This window comes from Planktothrix pseudagardhii (genome assembly GCF_904830925.1).
In the GTDB taxonomy this organism is placed as follows: domain Bacteria; phylum Cyanobacteriota; class Cyanobacteriia; order Cyanobacteriales; family Microcoleaceae; genus Planktothrix; species Planktothrix tepida.
Genome location: NZ_LR882967.1, coordinates 322,460 through 335,934 on the forward strand (window position 1 = coordinate 322,460; position 13,475 = coordinate 335,934).

The following is a 13,475-nucleotide window of genomic DNA, read 5'->3' on the forward strand; positions in this document are numbered from 1 at the left end:
ATTATTACTGTTCCCTGTTCCCTGTTCCCTGTTCCCTCTTCAAGTAGCGCTATAGCAGTCGCAGCAGATGTTAGGACGTTCTTAATTGCTTCCTCCTTCCTTTTTCTTCTGCTACAAAATCGTTAAATAAGTTTCTGTTGGACTGATGGGTAACGCCTTCAAGGTTTGATTTTTTAAGTCGATTTCTAACCCCAAAGCTTCTAAAGGTATGACTCCTAAAAGAGCATCTTGACCTCCTGGTAATTCTAAGCACTCGAAGGTTCCTTCCCGCTCAAATATTGATAGGGTAGCATCTCGGAAAATTCTGGCTTTACCAATACCCATTGCGGTGGCTACGTCCACTTCTTTTAGGAGTTTTAGCCCCAGTTTGGCGATCGCTTCTTGTGGTAAACATAGGGTAGTTGCACCCGTGTCTACTAATACATTTTTGAGGGTAATTGAGCGTATTTGGTCTTCTGATTTAACCCCAGCCTCTGCTAGAATTTGGTCGGCGCGGTTAGTAATTGTTAGAGTGGCGAAAACTTTTCCCATTTCATTGTTGCTTTGAATTTGCATATTTGTCTCCTACTTAAGAGTTGGAGTTATTGCGTCTTTTAATTGTAACTTATTTTGAGGGCGATCGCGTGGGATCAAGAAACCCGGTTAGGGGTCAACGGCTGTTGACCCAATTATGGGCGATCACTATACAATTTCTAGTGGTTATTTATTTTTGAATTCCATTGATACGCTCTATTAAGTGTGAGCTTTTATCACTAAATTCCTTAGTATAATTAAAGATGTCTTCGATTAGTTTTTCTTCTTGTTTTATAGTTTTTGCTTTTTTGTCTATGATGTCTTTCTGATCATTAATTGTTTTGTCCTGCTTGGCAATTTTGTCTCCCTGTTCGCCAATTGTTTTTTCATTTTGTTCAATTTGTTTTTTTTGCATATTGGGAATATTACTGTAATATAAGTAATGTCCAACTATACCAATTAATAAACCGATTACAAAAGCAACAATAATCGGTATCCATTTTTTCAGGGGAGAATCTTCTGAACTTCTTTTATCACTTCTTGAAGAGGCTGAAAAAGATGTCGGTAAACCCGCAGAAGGCGTAGAAGTAGTTCCAGATTTCCTTTTTTCTGACTGTGAAGATGTATTAGTATCACGATTAGAATCAGAAGGTTGATGGCGAAAGTTGTCATCTTTATCCCCCTTTACGGGTAAGTCAATCCACTCATCATCAGAAATTTGATCGGACAAACCACGCCAAACTTGTTTTTGCTCAAGATTATCTTTAGATACCGTTGAACACACTACAACTAACATTCCGTCATGTTTGGGCAAAGAATATTTTTTCAGGTCGTCAATTAGGCTATCTTTCAAGGCGGATAAGTTGCCGATTTTTTTAGAGGAATCAGAGCCGTTATTTTCAACAGACGGAAGACCAAGATTCTTCGGTTCTAATTTCTCAAAATTGACTTTAAACCCTTGAGTATTATTTTCAGAAACAACAGCTTGATCAATTTTAGCCGCTAACTCGTCATTCAGAGCTTGAATGGAAAGCGATCGCAAAGTGGCTTCATCAGAATTAGAATTATCACCAACCCACAAAAGCGAATTACAAATTTTCCGAGTCCGGTTATCGATGCGATTTTGCGATTTCAAGGCTGTAACCAATAAAGATAACTGACCATTGGCACGGTAAATCACCAGTGAAAAATAATCGCCATCCACCATTTCGAGCATCCGCTTTAAATTATCCGGCAGATCGGAAATTTTCTTTTGATCTTTATCTAACCAGCAATATCCCTTAGAAACCCCTCGGCTTTGCACATAAATATCCATAATTTATCTCCTTATAGTTTCAATAACTCTATCCCTTGAACAATCTCAGCTTCATCGGGTTTGGGTTCCGCAAAGCGACTCACTGCATTTCTCAGCCCATCATTTTGGCCAAAAAAATCGAGAATTCTGGTAAATATAGAAGCGCGTCTCTTATCCAGATGTAATTTCAGCAAAAAGCGCAATAGATACCGCAAAGGAAGTTCAGTATTTTTCGGCTGATAGGGGTCGCTAGGCTGGGGTTTGCGATAGTAGAAAATTGGCTGATTGTCAATTTCCTCAACACGTGAAAACACCACACTGCCAACGGTTTGAACTGGAGTAATCACTACCGCCACTTTGGACAATAACTTCTCACTGGCAAACTGATTCAGCATTTTCTGATAATTTTTTCTCACCTTTCTGAATAACTCTGTGGGGTTTTTCATGTATTTTTCACATTTGATCGGCACCAGAATTACTAAACGAGGTGAATCTAAATCCTTGTAGAGAGTTTTGAATAGCTCATTTAATTGCGTGGGCTGATTAAAATCGTCATGGTATTTTCCTCCCCTTTCCATTAAAGCTGGGGTCTCAATGGGAATCAATATGGCTACGGATTCTCGAATCAAGTCTTTCACCTTGTTTTTGTTGTCGTCTTCTCCTAACCATTCTCCTGGATAATCTTGGAAATTAATTTTTAGAGCGGGTGCTGTTCCCGTTTGTCCAAACTCAAACTTGAATGAGCGTGGTTTACCTTTTGTTTGTGTAACACCATCTTTTAATTTAATGGTGCTGCAATCCACTAGACTTTTCAGTTCTTTGAGTCTTGTATTTAACTCAGATTTATTTTCCTCCTCAGCATAAAGCTGTAAATCCTGACTGACATTTTCAAATTGATCATACATGGCTGTCAGCAAACTGGTTTTCCCAACTCCAGTGGGGCCAAGCATGGTGACGTTTAGCACTGGTAGCTCCTGGGGAATATTGAATAGAGTTTTCCAAAAAGATGTCATTGACGCTCCTCACAACGTTACTCTGGTTTTTTGATGATTCTACAAATTCTTTAAAGACCCTTCTAAGTCATCGATATGGCTAGAAACTGAGTCTAAAAGTCTTGACCATTCTCGACTGGCATCAATTTGCTTTTGCAGGTTCTCAAAATCTTCCCAAATCTGACCCCGCTTGCGTCGCAAAAATCGTTTCCACTCCTTCTCTGCGCTTTTTGCCCGGAGGACACGATCAGCAAATTCTTCCACTATTGCAAAAGACGCTTGACTTGGTTCTGATAAAAATCCATTCAAGGCATTTTCACAGTTGTAAAGTGTTTCTTGATACAGTTCGTGTAAGTGGTCTAAAATATTTTGAGCATTCGCCCCTTCTGTTTTCAATTCTGCGGTTTTATCCGGGGTTAACGGATCTAATTGCAAGCGAATCCGATGCTGAATTAATCCTCGATAAGAGAGATTAAATCCTGACAGAATATCAAAACCTTTTTTCAGTTCCGTATAGTCTGGAGAAATTTGACTGGCAACTTCCGCCAGAAAGTCTGCCCCGCGAGATTTTGCCAATCCACCTAAATCACACTTTTCTACTAAAACATCAGCGACTTTCGCTTTGGTTCCTTCAATGGTTTTTTTCAATCCTTTATCCATATCCAGAAATTTTCGCGATAGATTGGTTCTTAATTCTTTCAAGTATTCACTGTAAGTGCTGGCGTAAGAATCCAGCCGGTTGCGGCGTCTTTCCACTTCTTCAGTAGTGGGCATTTCCACATTTTGCCGACAGTCTTGCAGTACGGTCTCAATTTGCTCTTTTAGGTTTTCATCGTGGTTTTCGCGAGTTTTAATCAGCTCCTTTTGCAATGCGGTCATTTCATCGGTAATTTTGCCCCAAAATTCATCAAATAAATCATCATACTCATTAGCCATTTCATCTTCATCGATATCCGGTAAGATTCCCTGGGCTAGTTGCAATTGCTGCTGTAATTTTGTCAGACTGGCTTGCAAATCGGTGATTTTTTGTTGAGTATAATTCCGATCTAATTCCGTCACATTTGATCGCAGATTATCCAGAACTGCTTGAAGCACTTTGTTATTGGCATCTTCTGGGGAAGAACAATCAGCAATCACACAATCCAGGACGGGCATTTTCACCGTTTCCGAATCAATATCTCGTTTCAGAGAACGGCAACTTACATGATTTTCTCCATTGCGATCAGCATTGAGGACAAAAATAGACCGAGAAGGCAAATCGTTTAAAGCTTCATTCGCCAAATTATATAATTCTGTGTCGCTTCGCTCGAAGTTTGCCCGGTCTTTGGACGGCTTGCGAATAAATAGAATAAAATCCACTTCTTGGGCCAGGGCTTCAATGACTAAACTCTCATCTCCTAAGCGAAAATCCCCTAAACCGGGAACATCCACCAGAGCGATCGCGCCAATTTCATCCAGAGGAAACGGACAAGAAATTTTAACGTGCTTCACCGCCAAACATTCATGGTTAATCAGTTGATAATCTTGATTATATTTTGATGCCACATAATTAGAAATTTGCGACGGGTCTTGAATATTCAAAGAACCGCGTCCCAAGTATTCTTGGTATTTTTTACCATTAGTGTGATAATCATCTTTGAGGCGATTATAAATATTAATGTTCGTTTGATTCGTGCCTTGGGGTAAACTCGGAATTTCCCCATGAACAAAGGCTTCCAAAGAACTGGGAATTGGTATCAGTCCCAGTTTCTCATAATAGGGAATAATGACTTCTTGTAAAAATGAGTGGTGATCATGAAATTGAATCTCTGCGGTGGTTAAATTCCCCGATTGATGACAAATGGTACTCCGTGCAGCAGTACAAGCTTTTCCTGGGAGGGCTGGAATTACCTCATTTTCTAGTCCAGTCAAACTCTGTAATAGGGTGCTTTTGCCTTGTCCCATCTGACCAATTACCCCAATATTTAGGGTTTTGCGGGAAAATCTCCCCTGGAGTCTACGCAGTGAGGCTAACTGTTCCCTGATTTTTTGCTCAAAACTGGCAAAATCCAGTTTTTGGAGTTTGGACTTGGTAGCCTCATCTCCTGACCAATGAGGAAGCTGGCGATCGCGTTCTTGTTCTAATCGCTGGAGCGAAGCATAAAGCGATGATAACCCCGTTTCAATGTCTGCCAGCTTTTGGGCGAGGGGCTGACGTTGGGCGATAATGCTCTGAATTTCTTGGCTTTTATTCATGCCAATATATCTATATCCATGTATATAGAGATTAACTTTAGTTAGGCATTATACCAGAAAGTATCCTTTGAATTTCATAAATCGTATTTTTTCAACTTCTCTTAACCCCAAATCTCCTCACAGAAACTTAGTTTTTTGCACGTTGCTAAAATAACGTGAGTTCGATGGGTTGCGATCGCTTTAATTTTCTGCTCAACTTGTTGGCGGCTTTGGTGGCTTATACTGATCTACTCAAAAAACCTAACTGCATTATCTCATACTGTTTTTAATCCCTCGAATTCACATTATTATAATAAAGGATAAACCCCTTGAGGATTCAATTGTCTACGACACATTTCTCGCCGTTCTAAATTATTAGCATAACATTGGTTAATAGCAATTTCTCCATGATCAGGAGATACTAAACTTTCAATAAGTATGACTTCCAATGGACTATTGACGACACGACCAAATATTCCCGTTTCTCCGGGTTTAAGTTCTGTGGGATTAACGGTTGCTTCTCCGGCTTCTAATGGGACTAATTGATCATTCTGTTGTTGATATTCTCGATAGTTAACTTTCAGCGATCGCATTGAAGTTGTACTATTATTTTTAACCTTTCCCTCAATGGAATAACGAATTAATGTTCCTTCTCCAACTCGCACTAATTTAACATCACTCACGGTGAATCCTGAATTTTGAGTTACAATTACAGAGGCAGAATGTTGAGATGAGTTGGAAGTTGGAGAAAGAGAAGGATTTGAAATGGCTTTTAAGGCGGGAATTAAGCCAGAAACAATCACAAATGCTAAAGCCCAAGGTAAATCAATTGGCATAATCAAATCTCCTCAATTAGAATATTATTCTAATTAATCCGGTTCTGTTGCTACAATTTTGTCATATAAGGATTGAAAACCAAACCAACCCCCATAATCATGGCCAATTTGACTCAACGTTAAACTAGCCGTTTCAGGCTTTAAGGTTGTAGCTCAGGTTGAGGCTAGAAAAAAATTTTGAAAAAGGGGTTGACATTCATCGAGAAACAGAGTAGATTAGTAAATTGTGAGAGGAAAGCAAGCCAATCGCAAAATTGCTAACACCTCAATCATCACCGAAAAGTTTGTAAAGCTTTCCTGGTGCCTATGGCTCAGTGGAACCACTCCGATCCATCTCGAACTCGGCTGTGAAACGCTGACACGGCGAAGATACTTGGCGGGTAGCCGCCTGGAAAAATAGCTCGGTGCCAGGTTAATATCAAACTAAAGCCTTCTTCCAGTGATAAATCGGAAGGAGGCTTTAGTCTTTTAACACTCTCAGAAACCAGGTTTCTTTCAAGATCTATAGCGCTACTTGAAGAGGGAACAGGGAACAGGGAACAGGGAACAGGGAACAGCAAGAGGTGAAAGGGTTTGAGAATTCAGAAATATCCTAACCGTAATGGGTAGCGCTATAGCAACGCTTTAGGAGATAAGTCCTCTACTCCGGTTAAAGAATCCTGCCTGAGCAAGTCATTTTTTTGATTAAAAAATCTCAGTGACTTTAGCCCTGAGAGCGTCAAAACAGCTAAACCTCAAGATGGATCTGGTATGGTGAATATCAACATATTACTGTTAGTTTAAATTATGACTTTTACTCTCCAAATTCTGCATACATCCGACCAAGAGGCAGGGGTTGAAGCCCTAGAAGATATCCTCCCTTTTTCCAGCGTCATCAACGGCCTGCGTTCTCAATTTCCTGAACAAACCCTGGCTCTAACTTCAGGAGATTTATACATTCCCGGCCCGTTTTTCTTCGCCAGTAGCGATCCCGCACTGAGCGATGTTATTGGTAAACCCGGTGCAGGACGAGCCGATATTGAAACTAACAATGGCTTGTTCTTTGACGCCGCCACCTTCGGCAGTCATGAATTTGACCTCGGTACGGGTCTCCTCGCCTCCTTGATTCCCGCAGACCCCGTTATCGAAGGAGTCTATAACTATCCAGGTTCTAAATTCCCCTTTTTGAGTGCAAACCTCGACTTCAGCACCGACAGTAATTTAGCAAAATTTGTGGTTCCTGACGGACAGCCCCCCCAACCCAACAGCATCGCCAAAAGCACAGTGATTGACGTGCAAGGGCAACCCATCGGCATTGTTGGGGCTACAACTCCTCTTTTGGGCAGCCTCTCGTCTCCTGGCAATATTGGTATATCCCCCTCAGACCCTAACGATATCGAGGCTCTGGCGGCCACCATTCAACCCTCTATTGATGCCCTCACCGCCCAAGGGATTAACAAAATTGTTCTGTTGTCCCATCTGAGAGACCTGAATATTGACCAGGAACTTGCCTCTGGCCTGCGGGATGTGGATGTGATTGTGGCGGGGGGATCTAACGATATATTGGCGGATGCTACTGACCGTCTGCGAGTCGGAGATACGGCTGATGGTCTCTACCCCATCCTCACAACCTCCGCCACCGGGCAACCCGTTGCGATTGTGAATACTAAGGGCAACTATAAGTATGTGGGGCGTTTGGTAGCGGATTTTGATGATAATGGGGTTCTAATTCCCTCAAGCATTGACCCCAAGATCAGTGGAGCTTTTGCTACGGACGAAACGGGGGTGATCGAGACGGGAAACGTCCCACCCAATGAGGAATTATCGGTTGGCTTGGCTGCGGGACAACTTTCCATTGTTCCCAAAGACGGGAATACCTTTGGCCGCAGCGAGGTATTTCTCAACGGCGACACCAGCGATGTTCGCACCCAAGAAACCAATCTGGGTAATCTCGGCGCCGATGCTAATTTGTTTGCGGCTCGCCAAGTCGATCCGAGTGTAGCGATCTCAATTAAAAATGGGGGAAGTATCCGCTACTCCATCGGGGCTATTAGTAGCGAGGGTGAAAAAATCCCACCGATCGCTAATCCTATTGCTGGGAAGGAAGCGGGACAAGTTTCCCAACTCGATATTGAAAACGTTATGCGATTCAATAATGAGTTAACGGTGCTGACCCTAACGGCATCGCAACTGCAACAAGTAATTGAGCATGGCTTGGCGAAAACAGCAGCCGGGGCAACTCCGGGTCAGTTCCCACAAGTTGGGGGGATGGCGTTTAGCTTCGATGCCAGTTTACCTGTAGGACAGCGCTTGCGTGCTCTCTCGCTACGAGATGAATCGGGCAGTGTTACGGATATTGTGGTAGAAAATGGTCAGTTAGTCGGCGACCCGAACCGCTCTTTCCGTACTGTAACCCTGAAGTTTCTGGCAGATGGAGGCGATGGCTATCCCTTCCCAGACTTTGCGGCTACCTCTAACCCGGTCAGCCTCGCAGCGGCAGGATCTGACTCAACTTTTAATACCCCAGGTCGGGAGCAAAAGGCGGTTGCGGATTATCTGGCGGCGATTGGATTGTTCAACGAGGCCGATGTGCCAGCAGCCGAAGACGAGCGCATTCAAAACTTGACGGTTCGCAGCGATACGGCTCTCGCCTCGGAGTTTTTTAACTTGAATGATGACGATAATGTGTTTACAGTGGCGTCAGGATTGCTGGCGGGACGACTGGGTGGACTGCGATCGCTCGATGGTAACGATATCATCACGGGTTCGGCTGAGGCTGATCTCATCAATGGCAATCGCAACGATGATCAAATTTCGGGTCTAGGGGGTGACGATACTGTTTTTGGAGGCGCGGGAAATGATGTTCTTAATGGCGACGAAGGTAACGATATCCTTTTCGGAGATTTAGGTAACGACACCTTAACGGGTAATTCAGGTAGCGATACTTTCGTTTTGCGCTCTGGTGGTGGTGGCGATGTGGTGACTGACTTTGAGAATAAGGTTGATGTCTTGGGATTGCCAGAAGGTTTAACTTTCGCGCAACTTTCGATAACTCAAGGGGCGACCGGAACGTTAATCTCTTTTAACCAAGAAGTTCTCGTTAGCCTCAATGGTGTTGCATCTAGCTTAGTTACGGCGGAGAGTTTCAAAGCGATCGCATAGCAAGACATTTTATATTTTAACGTGACGTGAGTTCGATCAAAAATTTTTTTTGATAAAGGGGTTGACATTCATCGAGAAAGGGAGTAGATTAGTAAATTGTGAGAGGAAAACAAGCGAAACACAAAACTGCTAACTCCTCAATCATCACCGAAAAGTTTGTAAAGCTTTCCTGGTGCCTATGGCTCAGTGGAACCACTCCGACCCATCTCGAACTCGGCTGTGAAACGCTGATACGGCGAAGATACTTGGCGGGTAGCCGCCTGGAAAAATAGCTCGGTGCCAGGTTAATATCCAACTAAAGCCTTCTTCCAGTGATAAATCGGAAGGAGGCTTTAGTCTTTTACCCTACTGCCTAGAAACCCGGTTTCTTTGACCCCTGGTATTATATGATATTTTGAGATTCCTAATAGATTGAATATGAAGGCGATATTACCCCCTGGAATTATTTTAGATCCTCTATTACAACAATGGTTATTAGAAGATATCGGAAGAGGCGATCATAGTACCGCAGGATTATTAATTGGAAATCAGATAAAATCGGCGGATTGGATTGTTAAAGAAAAGGGTGTCATTGCTGGGTTATCCGTAGCGGCGAGAGTATTTCAACTCTTAGATCATCAGATGCAATTTACACCTTTAATTCAGGATGGAGAATATTGTGAAAAAGAGACAAAAATTGCAACTTTAGAAGGAAGTTTAGAAGCCTTATTAACGGGTGAGCGAGTGGCATTAAATTTAGCGATGCGATTGAGTGGAATAGCGACAGCAACGAGAAAATATGTAGAAGCGATCGCAGATTTACCTTGTCAATTAGTTGATACTCGCAAAACAACACCCGGATTAAGAGTATTAGAAAAATATGCGATTCAAGTGGGGGGTGCAAAAAATCATCGCATGGGATTAGATGATGCAATTATGATTAAAGATAATCATATTGCGGCGGTGGGTGGAATTGGAAAAGCGATCACTCAAATTCGAGAAATCATGCCTTATCCTTTAACAATTGAAGTAGAAACAGAAACTTTAGAACAGGTCAAAATCGCCTTAGAACATCAAGCGGATATTATTATGTTAGATAATATGTCTTTAGAATTAATGAAGGAAGCAGTTCATCTAATTCGTCAGAATAATCCTGGTATTAAAATAGAAGCATCGGGAAATATTACCTTAGAAACTATTCATTCCGTTGCAGAAACCGGGGTGGATTATATTTCAACCAGTGCCCCCATTACCCGTTCAACTTGGTTAGATTTAAGCATGAAAATTTAACATCCTCAAACTTGATAACCCCGATGAAATTTTAAGCTTAAATATTCTTAAAGAAAATCCCCCTGAATTAGGGGGAATTCTGAGCTTTTGATAAAGGCTACTTAGAAATAAAATGCACCCAAAAATTCCCATCAGGGATGCAAACTCGCGTGATCAAGCGATAAGAATAATGTAAATAAGATCCACTCAAATCGGTGCGATAACCAGAGGAGAACCATTCCCCATAGGGGTCATGAACAATAAATCCGTATTCGTCATAACCCACAACAACGATGATATGGCCAAAGGAAGTAAAATACCCATGAATAACAGCCGGATTTCCAGCCGCAATCCAATCTTTAATATCGTCTATAGTTCCATTGTCAGTAAAATAATCCTGACAACCATAATCTCGAACAATTCGAGCTAAATCATAAGGATCATGACGACTATAGCCTTTATTAATCGCATATTCATAAAGTTCATCTTCCAGTTGACCCGAACTGGTTTTACGACGAGCTTTGAAATATTCCAAACACATTGAGATGGAAGTCACATTGCATGAACCCGTGGGATTAAACCAGTTGTCTAATTGAGATTTATAGGGAACATTGAGACGATAACTGGATGGAATCGGTTTAGGATAAACCAGTTTTCCATTGTCATAAATTTGGGCGTGTTCTCCCCAAATATATAAAACCGAATATCCTCCAAAAGACTCATTTCGTAAAGCGACTCGTAAATGTCCACGAATGGGGTCATAGGCTAAAACAGCAAATTCTTTTCCGCCAGGAATCGAAAATTTTTCTGAGTCATTTAGTTGAGAAGAAGCAATCGGTTTAACCTTAAAAACGGTACTTTTAAGGGTTTTCAATATCGGGGTGGTAACGGGAATCTGTTCCCGTTTTGTTTCGATTAACTTTTTCGCAGTAATTGCACCCAGATAACCCGCTTCACCACACTCCATCAACTTTTGGAATTGATGTAATGAAGCTGTTGATTTAGGGCCAAAAATGCCATCGGCTGGGGGATCAAGCAAACCTAACCCAATGAGTTGAGTTTGGATCTGACGAGTGAGTTCGTCATCTTCAGCAATGGCTTTAATATCATATCGAGTATTTTTACCGATAAAATCCTGTAGTTTCATAGGGGCTGGTTCTCATCAATGACTCAAAAGCATAGACATCAAAGTTGTCAGGACAATTTTACCGATATTCGGGAAGAATTTAGAGATATCCCGATCATCCCTCTAAATCTGTGCTGTGAACAGGAGGTTTCAGGATGACGATTCCATAAGCATGAGCCGATAAATACTGTTGTGCTGCCTGTTGAATTTCTGTAGAACTCAATGCTTGAATATGATCAGGATAATACAGACCTGGGGTTAAATCCCCGACTAAGGATTGGTAATAGCCATATAATCCCGCGCGATCGCTCGGTGTTTCATTACTAAAGATAAACCGATTTGCCACTTGTGTCCTAACTTTTGTCATTTCCTCTTCTGTAATTGGTTCGTTTTGAAGTTGAGAGATATGATCACACAGAATCGCTTCAACCTCGGTCAGATTTTCTACGGGTAAACGGGCTGAAATATAAAAGACCCCTTGCAAACGCTGAGTCATATTACTCGCAGAAATCGACGAAACTAACCCCCGATTTTCGCGGAGATCTTGAAACAGTCGTGCTGTTCTTCCTTGGCCTAAAATATACGCTAAAACATCTAAGGGGTAAGTTTCGGACAGTTCTTCTAAACCCGGGACACGCCACAGCATTAATAATCGAGCTTGTTGTAACGTATCATCAATAATTTCTTGACGGACAATGCTCTGAAAACTGGCTTCAGGAGTCCAGTGTTTACGCTCTGGGAGGGCAGAACTGATTGATCCGGGATAAACTGAAGTAACGGCATCTTCTACGGTTTGAATCAGAGAATCAACGGGTAAATTTCCCACCACTGCTACCGTCATAGAGCGAGGCTGATACCAGGTGCGATGGAAATCTCGCATTTGTTGAGGATGTAACTGCTCAATTACCGATGCTGGCCCCAAGACCGGACGACGATAGGGAAGCTGCTCAAAGGCGATTTCCATGGACTGGCGAAAAGAACGCCTACCGGGGTTATCCTCAGAACGACGAATTTCTTCTAACACCACAAATCGTTCTCGTTCAAACGCCTCATCCGCAATACTAGCATTGAGAACTACATCAAACTGTAAAGGAGCTAAATCCGCCAAGTCTTGAGGGGCAGTGGTAATGTAGTAATGGGTATAGTCTTGGCTGGTGGCAGCATTGGTAACCGCACCCCGTTGTTCAATTTTTTGTTCAAATTCTCCCAACTGGAGATGGGGTGTGCCTTTAAAAACGATATGTTCTAAAAAATGCGCCATCCCGTTGATATCATTGGATTCAATCGCCGAACCGATATTAATCCAAACGTTGAGATTGACAGCATCCACAGGTAACTGTTCCGCCACAATGGTTAAACCATTTGAGAGGTGATGAACAGTTGGGGTATTAATCGGTCGAGACGAAGACGGTTTAACAAGGATGGAAGTCATTCGTTGTGTTTTGGGTTGTCTAGGTTTCTATCACTTTAGACCTTTTTGAGGGAAATTGAAAAACCCCCCGGTATTAAGATATCAAGGCTAACCTGGCTTATTAAAAAATTCTATCCCTACTGATAGAGGAGGCGATCAGCACTTAATCAGTAGGATGGGGACAGTCACCGAAATGACCCCAAACGTAAACAACAACTGGGTTGGACTGATTATCGGTTGACGGATTTTCCAGATATGGAAAAATGCTGGGAAATCATTTTCAAAGTGACAGAAGAAGGAGAATCTACCCAATAGAAACAAGAACTCGCCATGCCATTAGCAAGTTCTTGTTCAAAAGACAAATAGGAGACTATTGTGTTAAAGTGGACAACAATTTGTCAATCCAGATTAACTCTCGTATTCCAGAACCTCTAAAATGGCGGGGAGCGGATTTGAACCACTGACCTTCGGGTTATGAGCCCGACGAGCTACCAGGCTGCTCTACCCCGCGTCGCTTGTTCCTTTCCTAGTATAACCATAACCTTCTGGATTTGACAACCCCTTTTTTAAAATATTTTTTGGGGACAAGGGGACAAGGGGACAAGGGGACAAGGGGACAAGGGGACAAGGAGAGATGAGGGAGGCCGAAGTCTCCCTTCGACAGGCTCAGGGCAGCGCAGTGTCAAGCTGTCAATAGCTC

9 protein-coding genes, 1 tRNA gene and 2 rRNA genes are annotated in these 13,475 nt (G+C 42.3%); 4 read left to right on the plus strand and 8 right to left on the minus strand.

Translation table 11 applies throughout. The features are described 5' to 3' along the window. Window positions 1–111: 111 nt before the first annotated feature. The 5 genes from NMK36_RS01325 to NMK36_RS01345 all read right to left on the minus strand — a co-directional run bounded on the left by NMK36_RS01325 (window position 112) and on the right by NMK36_RS01345 (window position 5,849). Window positions 112–555: a retroviral-like aspartic protease family protein gene (locus tag NMK36_RS01325; protein ID WP_072719036.1), complete on the minus strand. Its 444-nt coding sequence runs from the start codon at window positions 553–555 to the stop codon at window positions 112–114. 148 nt (window positions 556–703) lie between these two features. Beyond that, window positions 704–1,828 carry a hypothetical protein gene (locus tag NMK36_RS01330; RefSeq protein ID WP_254172826.1) on the minus strand — a complete coding sequence of 375 codons (1,125 nt, stop codon included), beginning with the start codon at window positions 1,826–1,828 and terminating at the stop codon, window positions 704–706. Window positions 1,829–1,839: 11 nt separating this feature from the next. Beyond that, complete coding sequence (locus NMK36_RS01335; RefSeq protein ID WP_254172827.1) at window positions 1,840–2,820, minus strand: TRAFAC clade GTPase domain-containing protein; 981 nt, start codon at window positions 2,818–2,820, stop codon at window positions 1,840–1,842. A 39-nt stretch (window positions 2,821–2,859) separates the two neighbouring features. Next, window positions 2,860–5,034, minus strand: a complete 2,175-nt coding sequence (locus NMK36_RS01340) for a dynamin family protein (RefSeq protein WP_254172828.1) — start codon at window positions 5,032–5,034, stop codon at window positions 2,860–2,862. A 287-nt stretch (window positions 5,035–5,321) separates the two neighbouring features. Beyond that, on the minus strand, window positions 5,322–5,849 hold the full coding sequence (locus NMK36_RS01345) for an FxLYD domain-containing protein (RefSeq protein WP_254172829.1): 528 nt from the start codon (window positions 5,847–5,849) through the stop codon (window positions 5,322–5,324). A 296-nt stretch (window positions 5,850–6,145) separates the two neighbouring features. Here NMK36_RS01345 and rrf (NMK36_RS01350) point away from each other — a divergent pair. From rrf (NMK36_RS01350) to nadC, 4 genes are all read left to right on the plus strand, one after another. Continuing rightward, a 5S ribosomal RNA gene (rrf, locus tag NMK36_RS01350) occupies window positions 6,146–6,262 on the plus strand. Window positions 6,263–6,635: 373 nt separating this feature from the next. After that, entirely contained in the window at window positions 6,636–8,990 is a 2,355-nt protein-coding gene (locus NMK36_RS01355; protein ID WP_254172830.1) for a 5'-nucleotidase C-terminal domain-containing protein, read from the plus strand. Window positions 8,991–9,158: 168 nt separating this feature from the next. Then, window positions 9,159–9,275 (plus strand): 5S ribosomal RNA (gene rrf / locus NMK36_RS01360). Between the two features lie 132 nt (window positions 9,276–9,407). Beyond that, on the plus strand, window positions 9,408–10,259 hold the full coding sequence (nadC, locus tag NMK36_RS01365) for a carboxylating nicotinate-nucleotide diphosphorylase (RefSeq protein WP_072719040.1): 852 nt from the start codon (window positions 9,408–9,410) through the stop codon (window positions 10,257–10,259). A 97-nt stretch (window positions 10,260–10,356) separates the two neighbouring features. Here nadC and NMK36_RS01370 read toward each other — a convergent pair whose 3' ends face one another. From NMK36_RS01370 to NMK36_RS01380, 3 genes are all read right to left on the minus strand, one after another. Further along, complete coding sequence (locus NMK36_RS01370; RefSeq protein ID WP_072719041.1) at window positions 10,357–11,385, minus strand: C39 family peptidase; 1,029 nt, start codon at window positions 11,383–11,385, stop codon at window positions 10,357–10,359. A gap of 94 nt (window positions 11,386–11,479) precedes the next feature. After that, a complete protein-coding gene (locus tag NMK36_RS01375; protein ID WP_072719042.1) occupies window positions 11,480–12,796 on the minus strand; it encodes a M16 family metallopeptidase in 1,317 nt (438 codons plus the stop codon). Between the two features lie 416 nt (window positions 12,797–13,212). Then, window positions 13,213–13,286 (minus strand) — tRNA-Met (locus NMK36_RS01380). Window positions 13,287–13,475: the final 189 nt, after the last annotated feature.